The 26136-nt window shown below is 69.1% G+C and carries 33 protein-coding genes; 20 read left to right on the plus strand and 13 right to left on the minus strand.

Annotated elements, in window-relative coordinates:
- Positions 1-15 precede the first annotated feature (15 nt).
- From M1L36_RS19845 to M1L36_RS19860, 4 genes are all read right to left on the minus strand, one after another.
- Positions 16-1236 (minus strand): MFS transporter, encoded by a 1221-nt coding sequence (locus tag M1L36_RS19845; protein WP_250875473.1) that lies wholly within the window; start codon positions 1234-1236, stop codon positions 16-18.
- A gap of 80 nt (positions 1237-1316) precedes the next feature.
- A complete protein-coding gene (locus M1L36_RS19850; protein ID WP_250875474.1) occupies positions 1317-2192 on the minus strand; it encodes an alpha/beta fold hydrolase in 876 nt (291 codons plus the stop codon).
- Entirely contained in the window at positions 2189-2902 is a 714-nt protein-coding gene (locus M1L36_RS19855; RefSeq protein ID WP_250875475.1) for a hypothetical protein, read from the minus strand. The genes M1L36_RS19850 and M1L36_RS19855 overlap by 4 nt, the downstream gene beginning before the upstream one ends.
- A 42-nt stretch (positions 2903-2944) precedes the next feature.
- Complete coding sequence (locus M1L36_RS19860; protein ID WP_250875476.1) at positions 2945-4213, minus strand: putative manganese transporter; 1269 nt, start codon at positions 4211-4213, stop codon at positions 2945-2947.
- Between the two features lie 161 nt (positions 4214-4374).
- On the opposite strand from M1L36_RS19860, the gene M1L36_RS19865 reads away from it, so the two are divergent.
- From M1L36_RS19865 to M1L36_RS19935, 15 genes are all read left to right on the plus strand, one after another.
- Positions 4375-5607 carry a thiolase domain-containing protein gene (locus M1L36_RS19865; RefSeq protein ID WP_250875477.1) on the plus strand — a complete coding sequence of 411 codons (1233 nt, stop codon included), beginning with the start codon at positions 4375-4377 and terminating at the stop codon, positions 5605-5607.
- On the plus strand, positions 5604-6995 hold the full coding sequence (locus M1L36_RS19870; protein ID WP_250875478.1) for a zinc ribbon domain-containing protein: 1392 nt from the start codon (positions 5604-5606) through the stop codon (positions 6993-6995). The genes M1L36_RS19865 and M1L36_RS19870 overlap by 4 nt, the downstream gene beginning before the upstream one ends.
- Before the next feature lie 125 nt (positions 6996-7120).
- The gene (locus M1L36_RS19875) at positions 7121-7297 is read left to right on the plus strand and encodes an HVO_2753 family zinc finger protein (protein WP_250875479.1); all 177 of its coding nucleotides are present in this window, start codon (positions 7121-7123) and stop codon (positions 7295-7297) included.
- Between the two features lie 2 nt (positions 7298-7299).
- Positions 7300-7566, plus strand: a complete 267-nt coding sequence (locus M1L36_RS19880) for an elongation factor 1-beta (protein WP_250875480.1) — start codon at positions 7300-7302, stop codon at positions 7564-7566.
- A gap of 130 nt (positions 7567-7696) precedes the next feature.
- The gene (locus M1L36_RS19885; RefSeq protein ID WP_250875481.1) at positions 7697-8047 is read left to right on the plus strand and encodes a hypothetical protein; all 351 of its coding nucleotides are present in this window, start codon (positions 7697-7699) and stop codon (positions 8045-8047) included.
- Between the two features lie 46 nt (positions 8048-8093).
- On the plus strand, positions 8094-8387 hold the full coding sequence (locus M1L36_RS19890; protein WP_250875482.1) for a 50S ribosomal protein L21e: 294 nt from the start codon (positions 8094-8096) through the stop codon (positions 8385-8387).
- Positions 8388-8390: 3 nt separating this feature from the next.
- A complete protein-coding gene (locus M1L36_RS19895; protein ID WP_250875483.1) occupies positions 8391-8747 on the plus strand; it encodes an RNA polymerase Rpb4 family protein in 357 nt (118 codons plus the stop codon).
- Positions 8748-8839: 92 nt separating this feature from the next.
- Positions 8840-9391, plus strand: coding sequence for a DUF655 domain-containing protein (locus tag M1L36_RS19900; protein ID WP_250875484.1), 552 nt, complete (start codon positions 8840-8842; stop codon positions 9389-9391).
- A 55-nt stretch (positions 9392-9446) separates the two neighbouring features.
- Positions 9447-10316 (plus strand): 16S ribosomal RNA methyltransferase A, encoded by an 870-nt coding sequence (locus M1L36_RS19905; RefSeq protein ID WP_250875485.1) that lies wholly within the window; start codon positions 9447-9449, stop codon positions 10314-10316.
- 29 nt (positions 10317-10345) lie between these two features.
- A complete protein-coding gene (locus M1L36_RS19910; RefSeq protein ID WP_250875486.1) occupies positions 10346-11419 on the plus strand; it encodes a mechanosensitive ion channel family protein in 1074 nt (357 codons plus the stop codon).
- Positions 11420-11998, plus strand: coding sequence for a HemK2/MTQ2 family protein methyltransferase (locus M1L36_RS19915; protein WP_250875487.1), 579 nt, complete (start codon positions 11420-11422; stop codon positions 11996-11998).
- Positions 11999-12057: 59 nt separating this feature from the next.
- The gene (locus tag M1L36_RS19920) at positions 12058-13047 is read left to right on the plus strand and encodes a 5-methyltetrahydropteroyltriglutamate--homocysteine methyltransferase (RefSeq protein WP_250875488.1); all 990 of its coding nucleotides are present in this window, start codon (positions 12058-12060) and stop codon (positions 13045-13047) included.
- Positions 13044-14180, plus strand: coding sequence for a methionine synthase (locus M1L36_RS19925; protein WP_250875489.1), 1137 nt, complete (start codon positions 13044-13046; stop codon positions 14178-14180). The genes M1L36_RS19920 and M1L36_RS19925 overlap by 4 nt, the downstream gene beginning before the upstream one ends.
- Before the next feature lie 156 nt (positions 14181-14336).
- A complete protein-coding gene (locus tag M1L36_RS19930) occupies positions 14337-14504 on the plus strand; it encodes a hypothetical protein (protein ID WP_250875490.1) in 168 nt (55 codons plus the stop codon).
- A gap of 96 nt (positions 14505-14600) precedes the next feature.
- Positions 14601-15557, plus strand: a complete 957-nt coding sequence (locus M1L36_RS19935) for a ribose 1,5-bisphosphate isomerase (protein ID WP_250875491.1) — start codon at positions 14601-14603, stop codon at positions 15555-15557.
- A gap of 84 nt (positions 15558-15641) precedes the next feature.
- Here M1L36_RS19935 and M1L36_RS19940 read toward each other — a convergent pair whose 3' ends face one another.
- On the minus strand, positions 15642-16022 hold the full coding sequence (locus tag M1L36_RS19940) for a DUF7344 domain-containing protein (RefSeq protein ID WP_250875492.1): 381 nt from the start codon (positions 16020-16022) through the stop codon (positions 15642-15644).
- A gap of 141 nt (positions 16023-16163) precedes the next feature.
- On the opposite strand from M1L36_RS19940, the gene M1L36_RS19945 reads away from it, so the two are divergent.
- Positions 16164-17036, plus strand: a complete 873-nt coding sequence (locus M1L36_RS19945) for an ATP-dependent ribose-1-phosphate kinase (protein ID WP_250875493.1) — start codon at positions 16164-16166, stop codon at positions 17034-17036.
- Between the two features lie 52 nt (positions 17037-17088).
- Here M1L36_RS19945 and rbcL read toward each other — a convergent pair whose 3' ends face one another.
- Complete coding sequence (rbcL, locus tag M1L36_RS19950) at positions 17089-18336, minus strand: type III ribulose-bisphosphate carboxylase (RefSeq protein WP_250875494.1); 1248 nt, start codon at positions 18334-18336, stop codon at positions 17089-17091.
- Between the two features lie 118 nt (positions 18337-18454).
- Between rbcL and M1L36_RS19955 the strand changes: the two genes are divergently transcribed.
- The 3 genes from M1L36_RS19955 (at position 18455) to M1L36_RS19965 (ending at position 20234) form a co-directional block, all read left to right on the plus strand.
- Complete coding sequence (locus tag M1L36_RS19955; RefSeq protein WP_250875495.1) at positions 18455-19489, plus strand: plastocyanin/azurin family copper-binding protein; 1035 nt, start codon at positions 18455-18457, stop codon at positions 19487-19489.
- Positions 19490-19575: 86 nt separating this feature from the next.
- A complete protein-coding gene (locus M1L36_RS19960) occupies positions 19576-19956 on the plus strand; it encodes a winged helix-turn-helix domain-containing protein (protein WP_250875496.1) in 381 nt (126 codons plus the stop codon).
- On the plus strand, positions 19953-20234 hold the full coding sequence (locus M1L36_RS19965) for a DUF7521 family protein (protein ID WP_250875497.1): 282 nt from the start codon (positions 19953-19955) through the stop codon (positions 20232-20234). Before M1L36_RS19960 ends, M1L36_RS19965 begins: the two co-directional genes overlap by 4 nt.
- 41 nt (positions 20235-20275) lie before the next feature.
- On the opposite strand, the gene M1L36_RS19970 is transcribed toward M1L36_RS19965, so the two are convergent.
- Together M1L36_RS19970 and M1L36_RS19975 are read right to left on the minus strand one after the other, a co-directional pair.
- Positions 20276-20482, minus strand: coding sequence for a TOBE domain-containing protein (locus M1L36_RS19970; protein WP_250875498.1), 207 nt, complete (start codon positions 20480-20482; stop codon positions 20276-20278).
- A 68-nt stretch (positions 20483-20550) separates the two neighbouring features.
- Entirely contained in the window at positions 20551-21408 is an 858-nt protein-coding gene (locus tag M1L36_RS19975; protein WP_250875499.1) for a class I SAM-dependent methyltransferase, read from the minus strand.
- Between the two features lie 163 nt (positions 21409-21571).
- On the opposite strand from M1L36_RS19975, the gene M1L36_RS19980 reads away from it, so the two are divergent.
- Positions 21572-23407, plus strand: a complete 1836-nt coding sequence (locus M1L36_RS19980; protein WP_250875500.1) for a S9 family peptidase — start codon at positions 21572-21574, stop codon at positions 23405-23407.
- Positions 23408-23461: 54 nt separating this feature from the next.
- Here the strand turns inward: M1L36_RS19980 and M1L36_RS19985 are convergent, their stop codons facing one another.
- From M1L36_RS19985 to rpl7ae, 5 genes are all read right to left on the minus strand, one after another.
- Positions 23462-23965, minus strand: a complete 504-nt coding sequence (locus tag M1L36_RS19985; RefSeq protein WP_250875501.1) for a cupin domain-containing protein — start codon at positions 23963-23965, stop codon at positions 23462-23464.
- Between the two features lie 362 nt (positions 23966-24327).
- Positions 24328-24789: a nucleoside-diphosphate kinase gene (gene ndk / locus M1L36_RS19990; protein WP_250875502.1), complete on the minus strand. Its 462-nt coding sequence runs from the start codon at positions 24787-24789 to the stop codon at positions 24328-24330.
- Complete coding sequence (locus M1L36_RS19995) at positions 24786-25262, minus strand: 50S ribosomal protein L24e (RefSeq protein WP_250875503.1); 477 nt, start codon at positions 25260-25262, stop codon at positions 24786-24788. The genes ndk and M1L36_RS19995 overlap by 4 nt, the downstream gene beginning before the upstream one ends.
- A complete protein-coding gene (locus M1L36_RS20000) occupies positions 25263-25484 on the minus strand; it encodes a 30S ribosomal protein S28e (RefSeq protein WP_158202813.1) in 222 nt (73 codons plus the stop codon).
- Between the two features lie 4 nt (positions 25485-25488).
- A complete protein-coding gene (gene rpl7ae / locus M1L36_RS20005) occupies positions 25489-25851 on the minus strand; it encodes a 50S ribosomal protein L7Ae (RefSeq protein WP_250875595.1) in 363 nt (120 codons plus the stop codon).
- Positions 25852-26136: the final 285 nt, after the last annotated feature.

A 26136-nucleotide genomic window follows, 5' to 3' on the forward strand; every position in this document is an offset into this window, starting at 1 on the left:
GACCGCCGTCTCGCGTCAGTCGTCGGCCACGTCGGTCGTCCGCGGATCGATGCGCCCCGTCTGGGCGTAGACGCTCCCGACGAGCACCAACCCCGCGAGCACCGGGACGACCGCACAGGCGGCGTACAGCGGCGCGAACCCGACGCGCTCGACGAGCGGAAGCGAGACCATCGGGCCGAGACCGCCGCCGAGGTCACCGAGGATGTTGTTCGTCCCGACGGCCCGGCCCATCCGGTCGCCGGGGGTCATGTCCGCCAGCAGGGCGATGAGCGGGCCGCTCGTCCCGCCCTGGCCGGCCCCGATGAGGACGCAGGCGACGACCAGCGTCGCCAGCGAGTCGGCCAGTGCCAGCGCGAGGAAGCCCGCGAACGAGACGCCGAGGAAGACGAGGAGGACCGGCGTCCGACTCTCGGCGGTGTCGCTGACGCGCCCGCCGCCGATCATGAACCCCGACGCCGAGAGGACGGTGACGGCCATCAACAGGCCGGACATCCCCTGTGGGCCGTAGCCCCAGACGGCGATGTCGGTGGCTTCGAGGAACAGGACGAGCGTCGAGAACAGCGCCCCCAGGTACGCGAAGTAGAGACCGAAGTTGACGAACCCGACGGTCAGCGTCGGGACGCTCGCGTCGACCTCCCACGGCCGGACGGCCTCGCGGCGCTCCTCGACGTGCGTCTCGGGTACGAACGCGTAGGCGATGGCGCTCGCGAGGAGGGCGAGGGCGGCGGCGACGACGAACGCCGTCGTGACGTCGTAGAGGTCGCTGACGACGCCCCCGAGGACGAGGCCCGCGGGGAAGCCGAGGGTGATGCCGCCGCGGACGACGCCCATGCTCGTCCCACGGGAGTCGCCGTCGCTCACGTCGGCGGCGATGGTGTAGGCCGTCGCGAACACGAGCGCGCTCCCGACGCCCCAGACGATTCGCGCGGCGAGGAACCACGCCTCGGGGAGCGACGACCCGATGGCGACGACGTACGCGAGCGTGGCGAGCGCTTCGACGAACAGGCCGACGACGAGCGGCGTCCGGGTGCCGATGCGGTCGACGAGTGCGCCGGCGGGCGCGTTGGCGACGATGCGGGTGAACCGGTTGGCGCTCAGGACGAGACCGACGAGAAACGGCGAGATGCCGATGATGGTCCCGAGGTTCGGCAGGATGGGGAAGACGACGCCCCCGCCGAACCCGACGAAGAAGGTGCTCACGACGAGCGCGAACACGACGGTTCGCGCCCGCGTCATCGAATCGCTCCGTCGTCGTGCCGGTTCGACCGGCGGTGCTCGAAGGCCACGTAGTCGTCTCCCCTCACCGCGGCGGACGATTAGCTCTGACGTTCTGCCGGTCCGCGTTCGTCACGCGACAGGAACTCCAGAACCGGCGAATCGAAGCGCTCGCCGGTGCAGACGACCGCCTCGTGGCCCACCCCGTCGAGGCGGACGAACGGGGCGTCGAGGCTGGCGGCCGTCCGCTCGAACGCGTCTGCGGTGAAGAACGGGTCCGTGGTCCCGCCGACGACGAGCGTGGGGACCGGCGGGACGCGCTCGCGGGCGTCGTGGGCGAGGCAGGCGTCGACCGAGAGGGCGAAGTCGACGCCGGCCGGTGGGTAGTCGACGAGTCGCTCGTAGGGGTAGGTCGCCGCCCGCATCGCCCGCCGGAGGGGGCCGACGGCCACCGCGTCACAGCCGGCGCGGTAGATGCGCCCCCACTCGCCGCGTGCGGCCCACTCGCGCCAGCGTTCGACGGTGTGCCGGCCGTGTTCGGAGAGGCGCGCGCCGGCCAACCCGAGTACGAGACGACGGACGCGCTCGGGGGCGTCGGTGGCGCAGTGGTGAGCGACGAACCCACCCATCGAGACGCCGAGCAGGTCGGCCGGCCGGTCGAAGCCGGCGAGGAACTGCGCGAGGTCACGGCCCATCGCGCGGGTGGTGTGGTCCTCCGGGAGGCCGACGGGGCGACTCGTCAGGTAGACGGGTCCGGGGTAGCCGCGTCGGCGGAGACGGACCCCGAGGGAGGCGACGACCCCGGCGAACCAGAGCGAGTCGGTGACGCGCAACAGCGGGTCGTTGAGTCCCGTCACGACGACGAGCGGTGGGTCGTCGGTTCGGTCGGCGGGCGGCCCGACGCGGACGAACGGGTGGCCGGCACGCTCGCCGAGTCGGACCGTCGGCGGTCGCCTCGTCGAGTGGTCGCGACTCATTCGGCGAGGAGTTCGTCGTACAGCGGTCGGTTGAGCAGCGTCCCCTGCCAGTAGCCGTCGAGCGTGATGCCCGCGACCGTCACCGCCCCCGCTCGGCCGAACCAGTCGTCGCTCACGACGAACGCGTCGTCGACGGGGTCGTCCTCGACGGCGACGTCCTCGCCCGCGATGCGGACCTCGTAGCTCGCCGGTGGAGGCAAGGCGTAGACGACGTAGCTCCGCGGCGGGGTAGTCACGGTCGTCGACAGTCGCGTCCCGCCGGGGTCGGCCCGGCCGATACGGACCGTGAACCGCCACCGCGAGACGCTCTCGTTGACGAGCGCCAGCGCGTGGGGCGGCGCGGGGGCGGTCGGGTCGTCCTCGTCGGCGGCCTCGCCTGCGCTGGCCGTGGTAGCGCCGTCCTCGTCGTCGCCGACTGCACTGCCGTCACCGCCCCCCTCGTCGCCGACGGTCGTCACGTCGAGGCGCTCCATCGCTCGGAGACGGTCGACGGTGGGGACGTACAGCGACCGGACGACGGTCCTGCGAGACTGTGACTCGTCGGCGGGGACCGACGGTGTGGTCTCGGTCGGGACGGCCGCCGGAGTGACCGTCGAGGCCCCGTCCGCCGACGGGGCAGGCTCGGGCGTCGTCTGACAGCCGGCGAGCGAGCCGAGGAGGCCGAGCGCCGCGAGCGACCCGGCCGACCGTAGCGCCTCGCGTCGTCGCATGTCGAGGTCGACGGACGGGCGGGAGAAATCGGTTGCGCCGGCTCAGAGCACGCCGAAGCCGAACAGCGGGCCGACGGCGAGGTGGACGGCGACGCCGACGATGAGCGCCGGGATGGTCGTGTAGATGGAGGCGACCACGGCGGCGGTCTTGTCGATGGCGATGAGCGGGAACAGCGCGTCGCCGTCCTGGCTGATGGCGTTGGCCGTCAGCGTCGAGAACGGGATGGCTCCCTCGGCGTACGCCGTCGCGAGCACGATCTGGGGGCCACAGCCGGGGATGAGACCGAGCAGCGCGCCCGCGATGGGCGCGAGGACGCCGGCGGCGACAGCCATCGCGGCGATGTCGATGTTCAACAGCGCGACGGGGTACTCGTACAGCAGGTACGCGGCGATGACCCAGACGGTGACGAACGACGTCTCCATGGCGGCGTGGGTGAACGTCTCCTGGAGAGTGGCGAACGTGTCGCGGCCGCGGCCGACGTGACCGTGCCCGACGTATCGCCGCCCCACGAAGTAGAGGTAGAACGACAGGGCGGTGCCGACGATGCCGGCGACGGTGAACACACCCGCGTAGCTCACGCCGAGTTCGATCGCGACGTCGGGTGCGCCACGCAGGAGGTAGAGCGTGCCGGCGACGAGCGCGACCGCGGCGGCGACCCACCACAGCGCGAGTGCGCCCTCGGTGAGTCGTCGCAGGACCGTCGACTCGCGCGTCGGGGCCTCGATCTCACAGCCGGCTTCGTCCTCGTAGTGGTGGACGTGGCTCCCGCCGGGGGCGGCGAACCCGCCGTCGGTGGTGACGCCGCCGTCGGTCTCGACGCCACCGATGCGCCGGACCGCGTGGTCGACGCGCCCGACGCCGAGGCCGAAGCTGTCGATAGCGTAGCCGAACAGCACCGCGGCGACGAACGCCAACCCGTAGGCGTACAGCGCGGCTTCGGGAGCGAGCGCGAGGATGACGAACGCGCTGTCGCCCGCGGTCGCCGCCAGCGTCGCGACGACCGTCCCGAACGAGACGGACCCGCGGAGGTACAGCGGCATCATCACGATGGCACCACCACACCCCGGCGTCAGCCCCATCAGCGCACCGACGAGCGGTTGGGCACGCTCGTTCTCCTCGAGACGCCGGATGAGTCGCCCGTCGGTCTTGTACTGGACGTAGCTGAACAGGAGGACGGTCACCGCGACGAACGCGCTGACCTGGACGAAGCCGTCGCGGACCGACGCGACGAATATCTCCGCTATCTCCGGCGGCACGACCCCGAACACCCCCTCCGCCTGCGAGACGAGACCGCCGAGAACGCTACCCATCACACATCACCACTCGTCGAAAGATTAGACGCATCTAATTCTATCTTTTGCACTATGATACTTATAGTTGGTGGCTGGCACCTCGTCGTGGCACCGGCCGGACACGAAGACAGTCACGTTCGACCCGTATCGTCAAGACGGGGCCGAACCGAGAGGCACGTATGTCCGAAGTCTACGTCGTCGGGGCCGGCCAGTCGGACTTCGGTTCGTTCCCCGACGAGACCTACCGTTCGCTGTTCGCCACCGCCTTCGAGGCGGCGTGCGACAGCGTCCCCGCGGGAGTCGACCGGTCGGCCATCGACGAGGCGTACGTCGGCACGCTCGGCGTGGGCGGTCGCCAACTCGGCCTCCCGGGTCCCGCCGTCGCCGACCACGTCGGCCTCGACGGCATCCCCGTGACGCGCGTCGAGAACGCCTGTGCGGCGGGGGGCAGCGCCGTCCGCCAGGGCGTCAACGCCATCCGTGCGGGGACCGCCGACGTCGTCCTCGCGGGCGGCGTCGAGGTGATGACCGACGTGTCGAACGACGCCGTGCGGTTCTGGCTGGGCGTCTCTGGCGAGACCGAGTGGGAACGGCTCTCCGGAACGACGTTCTCGGGCGTCTACGCCCAGATGGCCAGCGCGCACATGGCCGAGTACGGTACGACGCAGGACCACCTCAGCCACGTCGCGGTGAAGAACCACGCCAACGGCGCGAAGAACCCCCACGCGCACCTCCGATTCGAGTGCTCGCTCGAACAGGCGACGAACGCCCCCACCGTCGCCGACCCGCTCACGCTGTTCCACTGCTGTCCGACCACCGACGGTGCGGCGTGCGTCCTGCTCGTCAGCGAGGACGTCGTCGACGAGTTCACCGACGACCGCATCCGGGTCGCGGGCGTCGGCGCGGCCGCGGACTCGGTGGGCCTGTTCCAGCGGGACACCTACACCGCGGTCCCCGCGAGTCAGCGGGCCGCCGAGACGGCCTACGCAGAGGCCGACATGGGACCGGAGGACGTCGACTTCGCGGAGGTCCACGACTGCTTCGCCATCGCGGAGCTGATGGCCTACGAGGACCTCGGGTTCTGCGAACCGGGCGAGGCCGGCCCGTACGTCGCGAGCGGCGCGACGGCCCTCGACGGCGAACTCCCCGTCAACCCCTCGGGCGGGCTGAAGTCGAAGGGCCACCCCATCGGCGCGACCGGGACGGGACAGCTCTCGGAGGCGTTCCACCAGCTCTCGGGCACGGCGGGCGACAGGCAGGTCGATGGCGCACGCGTCGGGCTGACCCACAACGTCGGTGGGAGCGGTGGGGCCGCGGTCGTCCACGTGCTGGAGCGCGAGGAGCCGCGCTCCTCGGGAGAGTCGAGCGGGCACCGCCCGCGAGAACGCGAGGAAGGAGGTGACGACCGATGAGTCGACCCGCCATCCGCGCAGTGGGTGCGTACGCCCCGTCGCGACGTCTCCCCGCCGACGCCATCGACGCGGCGTGGGGGAGTTCGCCGTCGGGTGTCGAGTCCACCGCGGTCCCGGCCGCCGACGAGGACGCCCTGACGATGGGCGTCGCGGCGGCGAAGCGAGCGCTCGACGCTGGAGGCGTCGAACCGAACGCGCTCGACTGGCTCGGCTTCGCCACGACCACGCCGCCGATGGCAGAGGGTGACCTGCTCGCACGCCTCGCCTCGATGCTCGGCGTGCCCGAGGACACCACGACCCGACTCTACACCGGGAGCGTCCGCGCGGGGACCGCCGCCCTGCTCGACGCGCCCGGGTCGGGACTCGTCGTGGTCGCGGACTGCCCACGTGGAGCGCCCGACGACGACCGCGGCCACGCCGCCGGGGCGGGAGCGGCGGCGTTCCTGACCGGGCCCGAGGGGGTCGCGCCGACGACGGTCACCGCACACGCGACCCACGCCGAACCCGCACCGGGCGTCCGGTTCCGACGGGCCGGCAGCGAGACGGTCGAGGGACTCGGCGTCTCGACGTACGACCGCTCGGCGTTCGTCGACCCCGTCGCGACCGCTTGCGAGGACGTGCGGACCGAGGACGCCGACGCCGTCGCCATCACGGCCCCCGACGGGAAACGACCGTACCGCGCGACCGGCGCGCTCGGAGTCGAGAGCGAGGCCATCCGTGCTTGCAGCCCGGTCCACGAGTTGGGGGACCTCGGGGCGGCGAGCGCGCCGGTCGCGCTCGCGCGGGCGCTCGCGGAGGGTCACGAGACCGTCGTCTGCGTCGGCGTCGGCGGAGGCGGCGCGGACGTCCTCCGCGTCGAGTCGACTGGAACCATCCCCGCTTCGCTCGCGCTGGACGCCGGGGAGACGGTGGAGTACGCCGAGGCCCTCCGACTGCGCGGCGAGTTGAGCGACGAGGAGGCCGGCACCGGCGCGGCCTACGTCACGATGCCGACGTGGACCCGCTCGCTCCCACAGCGCCACCGTCTCGTCGCCGGTCGATGTCCCGACTGCGACGCGCTCGCGTTCCCGCCGGAGGGAGCGTGCCCCGACTGTCGGGAACTGGTCGACTACGAGGCGGTCAGCCTCGCACCCACCGGGACCGTCGAGGCCGCGACTCGAATCGGCCAGGGTGGCGCGCCGCCGGAGTTCGCCCCCCAGCAGGCGCGTGGTGGTGCGTTCGGGGTCGCCGTCGTCCGCTTCGAGGCCGCCGACGGTGCCGGGAGCGTCAGCCTGCCGGGGCAGGTCGTCGGCGAGGCGAGCGTCGGCGACGAGGTTCGAGGCGTTCTGCGGCGACTGTACACCCAGGAGGGCGTCACGCGGTACGGGACGAAGTTCGAGCGCGTCTGAACCGAACCCGTACGGGCAGAGGGGTTCTGGCGGTCACCACCGGGCGCTCTTCGCACCGTGTGTCGACATCGCACGCCCCCGTCGGTTTGACAAGGATTAAACCGCGCCGGCCGGTGACGTGAGGTATGAGTCAGGAACAGCGCCAGAAGCGCAAGTGCGTCTCCTGCGGGATCAACATCTCCGGGACGACGGCGGCCGCGTTCAAGTGCCCCGACTGTGGCCAGCAGATCTACCGCTGCTCGAAGTGCCGCAAGCAGAGCAACCTCTACGAGTGCCCGGACTGCGGGTTCACGGGGCCGTAATCATGGGGAAGGTCGCCGCCCGACTCAAGGTCATGCCGAACGACCCCGAGATCGACCTCGAGGACCTCGAGAGCCGTCTCGAGGACTCGCTCCCAGAGGGCGCGAAGATCTCGCGGACCGACCGCGAGGACGTCGCGTTCGGTCTCATCGCGCTGCTGCCGACCGTCATCGTCCCCGACGAGGCCGGCGGGACGGAGGCCGTCGAGGAGGCCTTCGAGAACGTCGAGGGCGTCGAGAGCGTCGGCGTCGACGAAGTCGGCCGCATCTGAGCGTCCGAACAGTTCTCACCGTTCTCAGTTCCCCCGGAGCGGCCGCCGTCGCCGAACTCCGGCGAGCGACTCGCGTGCCGAACCCGCCGCTACCAACGGAGTGAAACCCTCGTCCGCGCTCAGGGGGCGTATGCGTGGGGCACAGCCACTCGTCTCGGCCGCGGCACTCGACCGGGTGCGCGTTCTCCCGCCGGGCCGCCGAGTGACGATGTCCCGCGAGGGCGACGTCCTCCCGCCGGGGTTCGCCCACTCGCCGTTCTCGATTCCCTGGACCGCCCGGCGCGTCTATCGCGAGGTGAGCGCGACGGACGCGCTGGTGCTCGCGGTGTTCGAAGACCGCGTCGTGGTCCGTCGCGAGCGGTTCCACCCGATGGCACACCCGCTCAGACACCTGCTGTTCGACCGGTTCGCGGTCGTGGTCGTGTTCCTCGTGGCGTGGCTGGTCGCGAGTCGTCGCCGTGGCAACGACCCACGTCGGTGAGCGTGGAACGTGCCTTTTATGTCCGTCGTGTTGGTATCCACGGCAAATGCCGAGTTCCAAGGGCCCCTACCACGGTACCCGTGAGAAGCTGTCGAACGACCCACGCAAGCGCGGGACGTCGCCCCCCCAGCGCAAGATCCAGCAGTACGAGGACGGCGAGAAGGTCCACCTGCAGATCGACCCCTCGACGCCCGAGGGCCGGTTCCACCCGCGGTTCAACGGCCACACCGGCACCGTCGTCGGCAAGCAGGGTCGCGCGTTCAAGGTGCAGATCAACGACGGCGGCAAGGACAAGACGCTCATCGCCCGCGCCGCGCACCTGACGCGCCAGCAGGAGTAGGTAATGACGATATTCAAGGAAATCGTCGACGAGGAGTATCTCACCGTTCCCGAAGTGAAGGAACTGCTCGCCGACATCGAGGACGAACGCGCGCTCGACGAGGAGCGCGAGATGCGCTACGAACTCGCGCGCGCCATCGAACACGTCAACCGGTTCGCCGAACTCGACGCCGAGGACTCTCGTGCGCTCGTCGAGGAGCTGCAGGAACACGAGAAGGTCACCGAGACCATCGCGTTCAAGATCGCCGACCTGCTTCCGCGCACCCGCGCCGAGATGCGCTCGGTGTACGCCCAACAGCGTTACTCGCTGTCGGGCGACGAACTCGACGACCTCCTCAACGTCGTCAAGAAGTACGTCTGAGCGACCCGCGTTCCGGCGGGGCCACGTGCCGAACGTGACAGGCGACTCGCACTCGACGTACCCTTAAATATCTCCTTCGCGTTGAGTGGCACATGTCCAGTGCCGACGGCGGTTCGGGCGCTGTCGTTCTCGACGTCCTCCCACACGGGCGAGCCGACGACGACCGCCCCCGCTACCAGAAACAGCCGCTGGCGTACGCCCTCGGTGTCGACGACTTCCGACTGTACGAGTGTGTCGTCGCCGACGGCGCAGACGTCTCGTTCGGCGACCGCATCGACGTCCACGGTGACGAGGTCACGACGGTGTCGCGGGTCTCGTTCGAGGACCTGTCGGGCAGCGCGCGCTCCGAGGTCCAGTACGCCGTCGAGGACATCGTCGACGAGGACGAACAGCGGTTCGTGAACCACTACAACGAGGCCCAGCCCATCACGCTGCGCCTCCACCAGTTGAACCTGCTCCCGGGCATCGGCGAGAAGCTCAGGGACAACATCGTCGACCAGCGTCGCCGGCAGCCGTTCGAGAGCTTCGATGACCTCGACGAACGCGTCAAGGGGCTCCACGACCCGAAGAAGGTCATCGTCGAGCGCATCCTCGAAGAGATACGGGAAGACGACCTGAAGTACCGCTCGTTCGTGACGGCCTGAGCGCGGCGAGCGCGATGAAACGCCTTTTTGCCCGCCGACGGAGTACACCGGGCCAATGAGCGAGCGACCGGTGACGGCCGGCACGCGCGACCCCGACGCCCTCATCCGCCGCGCGGGGGCGCGGGGCGACCCGAACCACGACCAGCACTTCCTCGTCGACGACCGGGTCGTCGACCGCATCCCGGGGTACCTCCCGGAAGACGCCGACCGCAGCCACGTCCTCGAAATCGGCGGTGGGCCGGGCGTGCTGACCGACCGCCTGCTCGCGAGCGCGCCCGAGGACGGCCGCGTGACGGTCGTCGAGCGCGACCCGATGTTCGCGGGGTTCCTCCGCGAGGAGTTCGCGGACGCCGTCGATGCGGGGGACCTGACCGTCCTCGAAGGCGACGCGCTCGACGTGGAGTTACCGGACGACGTCACCGCGAGCGTCTCGAACCTGCCGTACAGCGTCTCCTCGGAGATAACGTTCCGCCTGCTCCCGCTCGGTATCCCGCTCGTGTTGATGTTCCAGCGTGAGTTCGCCGAGCGGATGGCCGCCGACCCCGGAACGGCCGAGTACGGTCGTCTCTCGGTGACGGCGGGCCACTACGCCGACGTCGAGGTGGTCGAGCCGGTTCCGAAGGAGGCGTTCTCGCCCGCGCCGGCCGTCGAGAGCGCCGTCGTCCGCGCGACGCCGCGCGACCCGGACTACGCCGTCCCGAACGCCGAGTTCTTCTTGCGGTTCGTCACGGCCGTGTTCACCCAGCGTCGGAAGACCGTCCGAAACGCCATCCGCAACACGGCCCACATCTCGGAACTGGACGACGCCGACGCCGTCGTCGACGTGGCCGACGAAGAGCTGTTGAGCGCGCGAGCGGGCGACCTCTCGCCGGCGGACTTCGCCGCGTTGGCGTCGCTGGCGTGGGAGCACGGGGACCCACGCTGATGCAGGGCGGGGGGGTTCTCGGGGTAGATGTGGAGTCGGTCGTCCAGACCGCACTGGCGCTGTTGGCTCTCGCGCTCGTCGCGCTGTTGGTGAAACGACTGGGTGACCCGCTCGAACGTCGCGTCGATTCGGTGACCGCGGACGCGACGCAGTCCATCGTGTTCATGCTCGCGGCCATCGCGACTGGGTGGTTCATCCTGACGACGTGGGACGCAGCCGACCAGCTCGTCGAGACGCTCGGGGTGGGAGGTATCGAACCCGTCGAGGCTGGCGTCCGGGCGCTAGTCGCGGGACTCGTCGTCGTCGTCGCCTACACGCTGACGCGCATCAGCAAGACGCTGCTCGTCGAGCGCGACAGCGACTACATCACCGGCCACCGCCAGGAGGCGTTCCACCACGTCGTCCAGCTCGCCATCTACCTCCTGACCATCCTCGTCCTCCTCGGGCTGGTCGGCGTCAACCCACGTGACCTCGTGCTCAGTGCGGGGGCGCTGGGTGTCGTGCTCGGTCTCGCCGCCAGACAGACGCTCGGGGCGGTGTTCGCGGGGTTCGTCCTCCTCTTCTCGCGACCGTTCGAGATCGGCGACTGGGTCGAGATGTCCGACCGAGAGGGCATCGTCCGTGACATCAGCCTGTTCAACACGACCTTGCGGACGTTCGACGACGAGCACGTCATCATCCCGAACGACGAGGTGACCTCGAACGACATCGTCAACCGCTCGCGGATGGGTCGGCTCCGGGTGTCACTGGAGGTCGGCGTCGACTACGACGCCGACGTCGAGCGGGCGGTCTCGCTGTCCGAGGAGGCGATGCGCGACTGCGACGAGTTGATGGAGACGCCCGGTCCACGGGCGGTCGTGACGCGATTCGGGGACAGCGCCGTCGTGCTCGAACTGCGCTTCTGGATAAAGAACCCGAGCGCGGCCCGGTACTGGCAGGCCCGTAGCGCGGTCGTCGAGGCCGTCAAGACGCGCTTCGAGGACGAGGGCGTCGCCATTCCGTTCCCACAGCGCGTCCTCTCGACGCGCCCGGAGGCGACGTTCGACGCGGACGTCGACGCACCGATGCGCGGGCCGGAGCAACGCTCCGGAGGTGACGACTAGATGGTCGACCGCGAGAAGGCGACCGAGCAGGTGTACCAACCGGCCGAGGACTCCCACCTGCTGGCCGAGACCACCGCCGAGCAGGTGGCGAATCTGGAGGCCGACGCACGGGTCGTCGACGTCGGGACGGGGTCGGGCTACGTCGCCGCGACGGTCGCGGAGGCGACGGGCGTCGACGTCCTCGGCGTCGACATCAGCCCGCTCGCGGTCCGGGAGGCGCGCGACCACGGCGTCACGGCCGTCCGGTCGAACCTGCTCGACGGACTCGCCGGGCCGTTCGACGCCGTCACGTTCAACCCGCCGTACCTGCCGACCGACCCCGACGCGGAGTGGGACGACTGGATGGAGTACGCGCTGTCGGGCGGCCCCGACGGGCGACGCGCCATCGACCCGTTCCTCGACGACCTGCCGCGCGTGCTCGCACCCGCCGGCCGGGGGTTCCTGCTCGTCTCCTCGCTGACCGACGTCGAGGCGGTGAGCGAGCGGGCGGCGGCGAACGGCCTCGCGACCCGCGAACTCGCCGAGGAGTCGTTCCCGTTCGAGCGACTGGTCGTCCTCGAACTCACCCACGCCGAATAACCACAGAGCATTTTCTGACTGAGTAAATATTATCTGGGGTCGTTCCGTAGCCCCGGTCGATGACCGAACTCGTCGCGACGACGACCGGCCTGTTCCCGCTGCCCGACTGGGCGAAGTCGGAGTTGGCGGACCTGAAGGGCCACCAGAAAGACGACCTCGTCAGCGGTGACGAACCGCCGGCGGTAGTCGACCAGTACGACCGGGCGCGCTCGGAGGTCGTGGCCCGCCAGCAGGAGGCGGGTCTCGACCGAATCGTCGAGGGCCAACTCCGGTGGGACGACATCCTCGCCCACCCGCTCGCCGTCGCCGAGAACGTCGAGACACGCGGCATCGTCCGCTACTACGACAACAACAACTTCTATCGGGAACCCGTCGTCACCGGCGACCTCTCGCCGACGGGCGACCTCGCGGCGGACCTCGAGGCCGCCGACGTCCCCGCCGAGGAGTTGCAGGCCGTGATTCCCGGCCCCTACACGCTCGCCGACCTCGCGACCGACGACCACTACGGCGAGGAGTTCCTCGACGCCATCACCGAGTTCCTCGTCGGCGAAGTCGAGCAGTTCCCCGAGCACGCCACGCTGCTCGTGCTCGAACCGTCGCTCGTCGAGGAGCCACCGGGGGACGGCGCGGACGAACGCGCCAGCGAGGCCATCGACCGCGTCGTCGGTGCGAGCGCCGCCGAGAGCGTCGTCTACCCGTTCTACGGCGCGCTGAGCGAGAAGATGCACGCGCACCTGCTCGACGCCGACGTCGACGCCGTGGGCTACGACTTCGTGACCGACCACGAGGACAACCTCTACAACATCAACGAGTACGGCACGACCGACTCGGTCGCACTCGGGTTCCTCGAAGGGCAGAACACGAACGTCGAGTCGCCGGACCTGCTGCGCCAGCGCGTCGAGTGGGTCGAGGAGAACACGCCCGCCGCGACGTTCGAGCGGGCGTACGTCCTGCCGAACACCGAGACGTTCTACCTGCCGACCGAGCGGTTCGAAGCGAAACTCGATGCACTGGGTGCGCTGACGCGCCCCGAGGAGGTCGAAGCATGACACGCAATCCAGCAGCCAACCGCGAGCAGTTCCGCCCCGAGAACCACCCGAACGACCACTTCATCCTCACGACCGTCGTGGGGAGCTACCCCAAACCGAAGTGGCTCAACCGCGCCCGCGACCTCCACCACGGCGAGTTGGAGGTCAAAGCGGCCGACCGCGCCAGCGACGAACCGCGCGGGAGTTTCGACATCGACGTCGACTTCGACGAGGGCAACTGGCAGGAGGCGAAAGACGACGCCTCGCGACTCATCACGAACGAACACGAGCGAGCGGGTCTCGACGCCGTCGTCGACGGCGAGATGCGGCGCAACGAGATGGTCGAGTACTTCGCCGAGCGTATCGCGGGCTACGAGTTCCACGGCCCAGTCAAGGTGTGGGGGCACAACTACTTCGACAAACCAAGCGTCGTCAGCGAGGTCGAGTACGACGAACCGTGGCTGGTCGACGAGTTCGAGTTCACGAACGACGTGGCCCAGCGACCGGTCAAGGTACCGATAACCGGGCCGTACACCCTGGCGAACTGGTCGTTCAACGAGCACTACGACGACGAAGCCGAACTGGCGTTCGCGCTCGCCGAACTCGTCAACCTGGAAGTGGAGAAACTCGTCGAGGCAGGCGCGCGCTACATCCAGATCGACGAACCCGCACTCGCGACGACGCCGGACGACCACGCCATCGTCGGGGAGTGTCTGGAGTACATCACCGACGGCATCCCCGAGGACGTCCGTATCGGGTTGCACGTCTGTTACGGCGACTACTCGCGCATCTACCCCGAGATTCTCGACTTCCCCATCGACGAGTTCGACGTCGAACTCTGCAACGGCGACTACGACCAACTCGACGTGTTCACCGAACACGAGTTCACCGCGGACCTCGCACTCGGTGTCGTCGACGCTCACACCGCCGAGGTCGAACCCGTCGAGGACATCGTCGAGAACGTCCAACGTGGCTTCGAGGTCGTCCCGCCCGAACAGCTCACCGTCTCGCCGGACTGTGGGCTGAAACTGCTGCCCCGCGACATCGCCTACGGCAAGATGGAGAACATGGTGACCGCGACGAGACAGCTCGAGGCCGCACTCGACCGCGGCGAGGTCGACCTCTCGGGCGTCGCCGCCCGGGCGGACGACTAGAGCGTCCAGGCGGAGCTTTTCGTCCTTCGAAAGCCGTCAGATGACCGGCGTGTGCCGCGTCAACCGTTATATGTCAAGGTCAAGTAGCGGACAGTCCACCTGGGACGTGTCGCCCCGAGTCGGTCGAAATCGGCACGCCGGGTCCACGGTGCTCACATGCAACAACAACGAATCGTCTGCTGTTCGGCGTGCGGCCGGGCGTACACCGCTCGACTGCGCGACGACGGGACGTTCATCCTCCCCACCACCGACGGGCGGTGTCGGTGCGGGGCCGACCGGTTCAGCGAGTTCGAGAGTCCGACGGCCGGCGAGACGCCGTCGTAGCACCGGTACGGCGAGACCCACCAGCGTCCGGCCCGGTGTAGACCCGCGGACGGCGACCCGGAACAACTGTTTATCCCCTGACGTGGTAGCGGCAGTATGGACCTCCACCCGACCGTCGAAGCGACCGCCGAGGACATCGCGTCGATGGAGATTCGCGGCGCGGCGACCATCGGGGCCGCTGCGGCGGCCGCGCTTCGCGAGCAGGCCGAGGCCTCCGACGCCGAGACCCCCGAGGCGTTCCGGGCGGAGGTTCGGGTAGCGGCGCGTCGTCTCCACGAGACGCGCCCGACCGCCGTGAGCCTCCCGAACGCGCTCCGGTACGTCCTCCGACGGATGGACGGCGGCGACGTCCCGCTCCTGCGCGCGAGCGTCGTCGAGGCGGCGACGGACTTCGAGCGCCGACTGGGACGCGCCCAGGCCCAACTCGGGGCCATCGGCGCGAACCGCCTCCAGGACGGCGACGTGGTGATGACCCACTGCCACTCGACGGACGCGCTGGCGTGCGTCGAGGCGGCCGTCGAGCAGGGCAAGGACGTCGAGGCCATCGTCAAGGAGACCCGCCCGCGACTCCAGGGCCACATCACCGCGCGCCAACTCCGAGAGCTCGGGGTCCCCGTCACGCTCATCGTCGACAACGCCGCGCGCCGGTACCTCGACGACGCCGACCACGTCCTCGTCGGCGCGGACGCCATCGCCGCCGACGGCAGCGTCATCAACAAGATCGGGACGTCGGGACTCGCGGTCAACGCCCGCGAGCGCGGGGTCCCCATCATGGTCGCCGCCCAGACCATCAAGCTCCACCCGGCGACGATGACCGGCCACACCGTCGAGATAGAGATGCGCGACGAACGCGAGGTCGTCGACGACGAGGAACGGGCGGCCATCGGCGACATCACCGTCGAGAACCCGGCGTTCGACGTGACGCCGCCGCGCTACCTCGACGCCATCGTCACCGAGAGCGGGCAGTTCCCCCCCGAGAGCATCGTGACGCTGATGCGCGAACTGTTCGGCGACGGCGTCGCAGAGCCGTGGCTCGAACCCGAGAGGCGCTGACCGGCGGCCGAGGAGGGTCGACCGAGTAGTCCTCCGAGGAACGTGACGGCTCGAAGAGCGACGCGAGCGAGTGGTGGGGACCGTTCAGTCGAGCGCGGTCGACTCGCCGGGACAGAACCCCGACCCCGACGAGAGGTCGACCGGGATGCTCGCGAGGACCGAGGTGAGGTACGCCGTCGGTTCGACGAGGTCGTCACCGTCGGGTCGCTCGACGAGGCCCGCGCTCGCGAGCTTCGGGACGTGTGCGTGGTGGAGACGGATGGTCGCTTCCCGACGCTGGGTCTCGGTCACGGCGGCCGGGACCGTGTCGTTGCGGCGGGCCGCGAGGTGGTGGCCGAGCGTCGACACCGTCGTCGCGCCGTTGCGGTCGAGATATCGGAGGACGAACCGCCGGTCGGCGTCGGCGAGCGCGCGAAACGTCTCGTCCATGCACGATTCGTCCGCGGCGTCGAAGTCCCCACTCATAACGTACGGGTGTGTCACGAACCGACACGTAAAACACTTCGGGGGTTTCGGCCGGTTTTCGCGGAGGGCGACCCGTCGGTTGGCCTCCGGATACGGTTCCTTCCCGCGGGTTTTTTGCCCGCCGCCGGCGTCGGAGGGCCAATGCGCGTCCTCTGTGCCGGGCACGTCAACTGGGACGTGACGCTCCGGGTCGACGAACTCCCGGAACCCGACGGCGAGGTGTCGGTCGAACAACGGGCGCAGGCCGGCGGCGGGAGCGCGGCGAACGTCTCGTGTACGCTCGCGGGCCTCGACGTGCCGACGGCGCTGTTCGGCAGCGTCGGCGACGACGAGGAGGGGCTGTTGGCCCGCAACGAACTCGACGCGTTCGGCGTCGACGTCGACCACCTCGTCACGGTGCCGAACCACGAGACGACCACGAAGTACCTCGTCGTCGACGGCACGGGGGAGGTGATGGTGCTGTCGAACACCGGCGCGAACGAGGCGTTCACCCCCGACGACCTCGACCCGGCGGTCCTCGCTCGCGTCGACCACCTCCACCTGACGAGCCAGCGACCCGCGACCGCCGCCCACCTCGCGGAACTCGCTAGCGAGGCGGGCGCGAGCGTGAGCTTCGACCCCGGTCGACGCATCGCCAGTCGGGACTACGGCCGGACGCTCGGCGACGTGGACGTCCTCTTTCTCAACGAACGAGAGGCGCGGGTGCTCGCCGAACACGCCACCTTCGACTCGCTGGTCCGGGAGGCGACCGTCGTCGTCAAACACGGCGGGCAGGGCGCGACCCTCCACACCCGCGACGGGGAGGTCGACCACCCCGGCTACCCCGTCACCGCGCTCGACACGACCGGTGCGGGCGACGCCTTCGCCGCCGGCTACATCGCCGCGCGAACGGAGGGGTACGACCGGGCGCTCGCCGTTGCGAACGCCTGCGGCGCGCTCGCCGCCCTCCAGGTCGGGGCGCGGACCGCACCGACCTGGGACGAGGTCGAGGCGTTCCTCACGGAGCACGCCTGAGCCGTGAAAAGCTGGGTTCAGTCGCTCGTCGTTCGTCGCTCTGGCCGACGGTCTACCGCGGGGTCTCGGTGCCCCACTTGTCGATAGCCACCTTCAGTTCGGGGTGGTCCTCGGCGTACTCCTCAAGCGAGGTGCCCTCGACGGTGGCGTCGACGGCCTGTCGGAACGCCTTCGCACCCGCGTGGGTGCCGTCGGGGTGGCCGTGGACGCCGCCGCCGGCCTGGACGCCGATGTTCGTCCCGACGCGCTTCACGAGTTCGGGGACGAGACCGGGGTGCAGGCCACCCGAAGCCATCGGGAGGACGTCGTTCGTGCCGTAGAGGTCGCCGTAGAGCCACTCGTTGATGCCGACGGTGTCCTCGTTGGCGAGTTTGCCGAGGTCTGCGGTCCCCGTGTGCAGTTGGTCCGCACCACAGAGCCGCGATATCTGCGCGATGACGCGCATCGAGACGCCCTGCGTGGGGACGCGGTCGAACGCGGCGTGCATCGCGCGGTGAGCGTGGATGGCCAGCCCGTGTTTCTCACAGCGTTCGCGGACGGCTTGGACGGCCGCCCACCCGCACGTGACGACGTCGACCATCACGTACTCACAGCCCTCCTCGGCCACGCGGTCGACGCGTTCGAGCATCGTGTTCGCGTCCGCGGTGACGTTGATGAGGTAGGACTTCTTCTCGCCGGTCTCGTCTTGGGCGTCGTCGCGTGCGGCCAGCGACTCGGTGAGACGCTCGTCGAAGCGGTTGAACGACTGGTCGGTGAGGTTCTCGTCGTCTTTCAGGAGGTCGAGGCCGCCGGTCCACGCCTCGTAGCCGACCTGCACGTGCTGGTCGGTGGAGAGGCCGACCTTCGGTTTCGGGACCGTCGCGGTGATGGGGCGCTCGCCCGCGTCGAAGATGTCGTTGCGAACCGCACTCCCGAACTGCGGCCCCATGAACGACGTGACGAGGCCCTCGGGCCACTCACAGTCTTCGAGGCGGATGCGGTCGACCGCCTTCATCCCCATGATGTTGCCCGCGATGCACGAGAGCACCTGGGGCATGTTGCCCGCCTCGAACAGCTCTTCGGGGTACGCGACCTGCACGGTGTTGCCGTCGATGCCGAACGCCGTCGCCGAGAGGTCGGTGATGGTGCCGTCGACCTGGAGTTCCGCCCAGGTGCCGTTGGAGGACTCGCTGGCGACGCGGGAAGCGGCCGCGTCCATGTCCATGTCGCTCGCGGGTTGGACGGTGAACGTACAGACGAGGTCCGAGGCAACCGGTTCGTAGTCGAGGTCGAGGAAGTCCTCGTAGGTTATGCCGGTCATGCCACTGACATTCGGCGGGCGGGGTTATAAAACGGGGGGCGAGAACGGGGTCGGTTCCAGAATCTGGGAATCGCGACAATCGGTTTACGTGTGTTCTCCGTAGAACAGGTCGCAACCAATGAACGGTCCAGACCTCCACTCCCGACGCGCGATGCTCGTGGCCGCGGCGTCGACCGGTACGGCCCTCCTCGCGGGCTGTCTCGGCGACGCCTCGCCAGGCGAATCGGGGAACACGACGGCGACCACGCAGGCCCCCGCGACCGACACCCCGGAGGACGTCGACTACGGCGGCTTCCTGAACGACGCGCAGGGCTGGAACGGCCCCGGGTCGACGGTCGACCGCCGCGGGGAGTCGGAACTCTCCATCGGCGTGGGTGTCGGCGAGAACGAGTACGCGTTCGACCCTGTCGCGGTTCGCATCGACCCCGGGACCACGGTTCGCTGGGAGTGGGAGTCGCCCGGTCACAACGTACGTGCGCTCGTCGACGAGAACCTGGAGGGGGCCACTCCCGGAGACCCGCTGTTCGAGAGCTCTATTCGGAGCGACGGAACTTTCGAGTGGACGGCTCCCGACGTCGACGGCGTCGTCCCCTACGTCTGTGAGCCCCACGAGGGCAGCGGGATGAAAGGTGCACTCGCCATCGGAGACGTCCCGACGACGACCGACCCCACGACGGCCACGCCAGCGCCCGAAGACACCCCGGAACCCGTCACCGAGGAACCCCCGGAGACCTCCGACCCGTGGGACGACGACTTCGACGGTGCGCTCGCCGACACCGAGAACTACGACGGCACCGTCGCCGACGAGACCGACACCGACTCGGTCACCGTCGAGGTCGGTGCGGGTTGGGGCGACGAGGACCAGTACGGGTTCACGCCGCCCGCGGTCCGCGTCACGGCGGGGACGACCATCGAGTGGGTGTGGCGCTCGTCGGGCCACAACGTCCACGCGACCGCCGGTGCGGAGTTCGAGAGCATCATCCAGACCGAGGGCGACACGTTCGAGTGGGTGGTGCCGAGCGACCTCGGGAGCGGGGAGACGACTGGGACGGCGACCGAGACCGCCACACCGACCGGAACGCCTGACGTCGTCGAGTACCAGTGCGACCCGCACGCGGGGATGGGAATGGTAGGAGTCATCGTCGTGGAGTGAGAACCAGTCGAATCGACGGACAGTCCCACGGAAACGAACGACCCCTCCCCACCGAGATGACCGATGACCCACGACGGAGTTGACCGATGGCGGCCCCACCGGACCCCGAGACGCGCCTGCAGACGGTGCTCGACGTGCTCGACGACCCCGACTGTCGGGCGTTGTTGCGGACCCTCCACGCGACCCCGGAACGGTCCCGTCAGGAACTCGCCGAAGCGTGCGCCCTGGCGCGAACGACCGCCTACCGCAAGGTCGACCGTTTGGTCGAGGCCGACCTCGTCCGCCCGACGACCGAACTCCGGGACGACGGCCACCACACCACGCGCTACGTCGTCGCCTTCGACGGCGTCACGGTCTCGCTCGACGAGGACAGCGAGTTCAGCGTCGACGTCGCCCGGCCCGAACCACCGGACTCGCCCGACGAGCGACTGGCACGGTACTGGCGAGCCATGAGAGAGTCACGATGAACGGCGACCTCCCGCTGGTCGCGCTGGTGTTCAAGACGGCGACGTTGCTGCTCGGGGGCCTCGTCGCCGTCCTCGCCTACCGGGCGTACCGGACCACGCGTGCGGAGGGGTTGTGGCTCCTCGCGGTCGGGTTCGGGACGGTGACCATCGGGGCGTTCGCGGCGGGCACGCTCGACCAGTTCGCGAACGTCGACCACGGCCTCGCCATCACCGTCGAGAGCGGCCTGACGGCGCTGGGGTTCGGCGTCATCGCCTACTCGCTGTACCGGCGGGAGTGAACGCCGCCTCGGTAGCGGTCGGTCTCCCCAGTTCGATCTCCTCAGTTCGACAGCATCACGTCGCTCGCCTTCACGACGGCCGTCGCCTCGTCGCCCTCGGCGAGTCCCAGACGCTCGACCGACCCGCTGGTGATGGTTGCCGCGATTTCGTTCCCCCCGCCGACGTCGAGGACCACCTCGGCGACCGGTCCCTCGACGGTGATGTTCGTGACGGTCCCCTCGATTCGGTTACGGGCAGAGAGTGCCATGTCGGACGTGACGGCACGGTGAGAGAAAGCGTCAGCGGCCGTCGTCGTGACCGTCTCCCGGCGGTGACTCACTCCGGCGCGTGGGCCTTCAACGAGAACAGGAACGGGAGCGACGCGCCGGGCAACTCCCAGAACCCGTCGTCTCGCTCTTCCATCCCGGCGACCTGCTCGAAGCAGGCGAACTCGTGTTCGTGGAGGAACTCGACGACGAGACCCGCGTCGACGAGCGCCGTCACGATGTCGCCGAGCGGGTGGGGCCACTCGCGGGTCTCGGTGCTCCCGACCGACGCCTCCGCGTCGGCGTAACTGCCGTCGACGTCGTACGTCTGGGCGTGTTCGCCGAAGTACCGCCAGTCGGAGTGGAGGCGGCCGTCCCGGAGGCCGACGTCCATCAGCACGTGGCTGAACGGGTGAATCTCGGCGACGTAGAACGTCCCGCCCGGCGCGACGGTGTCGGCGACGACCTCTGCCCACCCCTCGATGTCGGGGAGCCACGTCAGGACACCGTAGGAGGTGAACACCACGTCGAAGCCGTCGTCGGGGGACGCGTCGGCCGCTTCGAGCGCCTCGACAGCGTCGTAGACGTTCGCCTCGACGAACTGGGAACGGTCTTCGAGGCCGGTGTCGCTCGCCAACTCCCGGGCGGTCGTGACGGCCTTCGCCGAGAAGTCGAGGCCGACTACGTCCCACCCCTCCCGTGCCCACGACAGCGTGTCCATCCCGAAGTGACACTGGAGGTGGAGCAGCGACGTCCCGTCGACGTCGCCCAGCTCCTCGCGTTCGAGCCACGTGAGCGAACTGTCGCCGTCGAGAAAGCCGTCGACGTCGTAGAACTCGGTCGTCGGGTGGAGTTCGGCGAGGTCCTCCCAGTGGGCGCGGTTGAGCGCCATCCCGTCGTCGGCCGCCCCGTCCGCATCGTCGTCCATGTGCGACCTCTCAAGCGCGAAGGCAAATCCTTTCGGTGAGCGTGTGAGCCACACACAGGACACCGAGCGAGAGCTCTGCCGCCCGGTCGTCCGTTCGTATCAGAACGATTACCGAACGGCAGTTCTGGAAGCACTGATACGACGGGGCACAGACGGACGAACGATGACGGAGACAGACGGCGACGTCCTCGAAGCGCTCGCCAGCCTTCCGACGATGGCCCACGCGACGGTGTCACCCGCGGGCGACCGTATCGCGTTCTACTACGACGTCTCGGGGCGCAACGAACTGCACGTCCTCGACGTAGCGACGGGCGAACACGAGCAGGTCAGCGACGGCGAGGTCCCACGGAACGCCCGCTGGGGCCTCCACTGGAGCGCCGACGGCGAACGGGTGTACTTCCACCTCGACGACGACGGCAACGAGCAGAACGACGTCTGGGCGTTCGACCTCGGCTCGCGTACCGCGGAACCGGTCGTCGAACTCGCCGGCCAGACCGCCCTGAGCGACGTGAGCGCGGACGGCGAGACGCTCGTGTTCGGCTCCTCGCGTGACGGGCAGATGAACATCTACGCCCACGACCGCACGAGCGGCGAGACGACGAAGCTCACCGACTACGAGCGAGCGGCCGGCGGCGCGACGTTCTCTCCCGACGGCGGGCGCATCGCGTACGCGACCAACGAGTCCGACGACTTCGGGAATCGGGACGTCTACGTGATGGACGCGGACGGGTCGACCCCTCGGAACCTCCACGTCGGCACGGACGGCGCGGAGGCCAGCCCAGCGGACTGGCACCCGGACGGAACCAAACTCCTCGTCGGCGACAACACTGAGGACCTCTCGCGCTGTGGCGTCTACGACCTCGACGGCGAGGAGGTCGAGTGGTTCGGTGACCTGACGGCCGAGGAGATGCCCGTCCACTTCCTCGACGAGGACCGGTTCCTCGCGCTCCGGACGCGCGACGCCGCTGCCCTTCCAGTGGTCTACGACGTCGAAACCGGCGAGAGCGAGGAGTTCGACGTCCCGGAGGGCGTCGCGACGAGTCTCTCGGGCGAGAGCCTCCTCGACGACGGCCGCGTACCTATCACGTTCACGACGCCGAACCGCCGCCCCGAGATGCTCGCGTACGACCTCGACAGCGGCGAGACCGAGACGCTCGTCGACGCCGAGTACGGCCCGTTCGACCGCGGGGACTTCGCCGACGCGGAGTACTTCACCTTCGACTCGCACGATAGGACCGAAATCGGCGCACTGCTGTACGACTCGGGACAACGCCCCTCCCCCCTCATCGTCAACCCCCACGGCGGGCCGCGTGCGGCCGACTACAAGTCCTTCGGCCTCTACACGCAGTTCCTCGTCTCGCGGGGCTACTCCGTCCTCCAGGTCAACTACCGCGGGTCGACCGGCCACGGGAAGGCGTTCGTCGACATGTTGAAGATGGACTGGGGCGGCGGCGAACAGCGCGACATCGCGACTGCGACCGAACTCGTCAGCGACTACGACTGGGTCGACGACGACCGCGTCGTCGTGTTCGGTGGCTCGTACGGCGGCTACAGCGCCTACTGCCAGGCGACGATGTTCCCCGACCTCTACGACGCGAGCATCGCCTGGATCGGGCTGACCGACCTCGTCGACATGTACGAGAACACGATGCCCCACTTCCGGACCGAACTGATGGAGAAGTACCTCGGCACGCCCGAGGAGAACCCCGACCTCTACCACGACCGCTCGCCGGTCACCCACGCCGAGAACCTCGCCGCACCGCTCCTGATGGTCCACGGCGTCAACGACCGCCGGGTCCCGGTCAGTCAAGCGCGCATCTTCCGCGACCGTCTCGACGAACTCGGGTTCGAAGAGGGCGAGGAGTACGAGTACGTCGAACTCGGCGAGGAGGGCCACGCCTCCTCGGACATCGACCAGAAGATTCGCCTGTTCGAGATCCTCGACGACTTCCTCGACCGCCGACTCGGGACGACCGTCGGGTCGCTCGCGGACGACTGAAACCGGCACCGTCGACCCGTCGCCAATCGACCGTTCGGACCGAGACGGGGGCCGTCAGTTCGGGAGCGGCCCGAGAATCTCCAGGTCGTACCCCGCCGCGCGTTCGGTCAGCATCGCCACGTCCGGTTCGGCGGGTGGGGGCGTCTCCAGACGCTCGGCGGGCATCCCGACGTCGGTGAAGAACGCCTCCAACCCGCTCGGCGTCACCTGGATGAGCATCCGACACGGTTCGTCGCTCACGACCCGGAAGCCGTGGGGGAGGTCACGCGGGAGGTACACCGTCTCGTCCGGCCCGGCCCGGACCACGTGCTCCCCGTCGTCGCCGTACCGGCACTCGATCTCTCCGGTGAGGACGTAGAACAGTTCGTCCTCGCCGTGGTGGACGTGGTACGGCGTCTCGAAACCGGGGTCGGCGAGGTGCTCGACGAGCGAGAACGCACCGCCGGTCTCCTCGGGCCCCAGTTTGACGGTGACGAGTGCACCGACGCTCCACAGCGCGGCCCCCTCCTCGGCCCCGATCTTCGACGGCGTCGCTCTGGCGTTGCTCTTCACGGCCATACCGGTGGCGTACGCCGTCGTGGGGGATAACCTATATCTACGGTTCGCCGGACGGTACGGCGTTCGAGAATCACGAGTCGAACCGGTAGTCACGGAGCGAACCGGCGCACCCCGGACACGACCGCGTCGTCGTGAGTCGCCGCTCTCCACACCGTCCACACGTCCGCAGTTCTCGTCGCGATTGCTCGCTCACCCGTCGTCTCCGCCGACCGGGGCGATGTGTTCGTCCGATGGTAACACGACACAGTTTCGAGGGGTGCTGTGCGTCCGGTCGCTCTGGAGCCGGTGGGTGAAGAACAGCGACGAGCGGCGTCGGCACTGTGCGACCGTGAGAATCGGAGAGAATCCGAAAGAACCGTCGGTTACTCGTAGAGCCAGCTCTCGTCGACGCGCTCGTAGTCGACCAGTTCGTCGTCGTCGAAGAACAGGTCGATCTCGCGCTCCGCGGAGCCCTCCTCGGTGTCCGAGCCGTGGATGACGTTCCGGCCGAGGTCGAGGCCGTAGTCACCGCGGATGGTGCCGGGGGCCGCGTCGAGCGGGTCCGTCGCACCCATCATGCGGCGACCCTGAGCGACCGCGTCCTGGCCCTCCCAGACCATCGCGAGGACGGGACCCGACGTGATGAAGTCGGTCAGGCCCTCGAAGAACGGCTTGTCCTCGTGCTCGGCGTAGTGCTGTTCGGCGAGGTCCTGGCTGATCTGCATGAACTTCGCGCCGACCAGCTTCAGACCGCGCTCTTCGAGACGGGAGACGACGTCGCCGGCGATGCCGCGCTGGACGCCGTCGGGCTTGACCATCAGGAACGTCCGTTCGTGGTCGCTCACTGGTCGTCCTCCTCCTCGCTGGCCTCGGCCTCGGCGGATTCGAGGTCGGGCGCGTTGTCCGCGTCCTCGACGCCGTCGGCCTCCTTGCCGCCGCCGACGTCCTCGACGGGTTCCTCGTCCTCGTCACCGCGTGCCTCCTCGTCGGGGGTGTCGGCCTCGACGCCCTCGCTGGCGTCCGCGCGGACCTCCTCCTCGTCGGGTTCGGCGACGTCCGAGGTCGGCTCGGGCTCGTCCATCTCGGTCGAGCCCTCGTCGGCGACGGTGTCGGCGTCCTCGGTGGGGCGGTTGGCGGCGCGCGCACGGCGGCCGGCCTCGGTCCACTCGAGGTCACGAGCCTCGCGGCCCATCAGGTAGTTCTTCTCGGCCTTCGAGTTCACGAAGTGCAGGACGCTGCCGTCGTTCTTGACGTACATGACGCCCGTACCGGGTTCGATCTCTTCGCCCGTGTAGTCACAGGTTCGGTTGGCTGGCATCTACTGACCTCCGATGGAGTCTGCCTCGCGGGCGGTCTCGCGCAGCTGCAGCACGTCGCCGACGCGGACCGGCCCGAGGACGTTTCGCGCGATGATGCGACCCTGGTTCTCGCCCTCGCGGATGCGACACTTGACCTGCATGGCTTCGCCGTGCATGCCGGTCTTGCCGACGATCTCGACGACCTCGGCGGACGTCGCACCGCTCTCTTCTTCGGCGCTCATCGCTCTAGTTCAGCTCCTCGAGCTTGTCCGCGATGTCCTCGACATCGGGGGCCGCTTCGCCGGCGTCGACGATGGCGGCAGCGGCGGAGCCGACTTCGAGACCGGCGGCGTGGCCGATGTCGTCCTGCGTCTCGACGAAGAGATACGGGATGTCCTGCTCCGAGGCGAGCTCGGGGATGTGCATCACGACCTCTTCGGGCGAGACGTCTTCTGCGACGAAGACGAGCAGCGCGTTGCCTCGCTCGATGGCTTTGGTGGTCTCGTTCGTTCCCTTCTTGACGGAGCCGGTGTCCCGCGCGACCTGGAGCGCCTCGACGGCGTCGTCTTCGAGGTCGGCCGGAACGTCGAAATCTACGTATACTGGCATGATTGGATCAACCTCCCACGCGGTGGCTCGCGCCCCCTCCGCCTCGGTGGCGAGTGGCCCACTCGACCGCTCGGTCCACCTACCGGCGCGTACCGGCGAAAGTCCCTGGCTGGGGGCATCATCAACCCCACGCGGGTTGTACCCCGTCTTTTCGATGGAGGGCATAAAAGCGCTTCCGAACGCGTCCGTCCGTGTGCCGCAACCACACGCCTCCTCCGACCAGTTCTCGCACCCGACGGTCACGAACACATGAACGCGTCGTCCAGTCGAGGACACGAGTCGACC

It is taken from the genome of Halomarina rubra (genome assembly GCF_023699475.1).
GTDB lineage: Archaea > Halobacteriota > Halobacteria > Halobacteriales > Haloarculaceae > Halomarina > Halomarina rubra.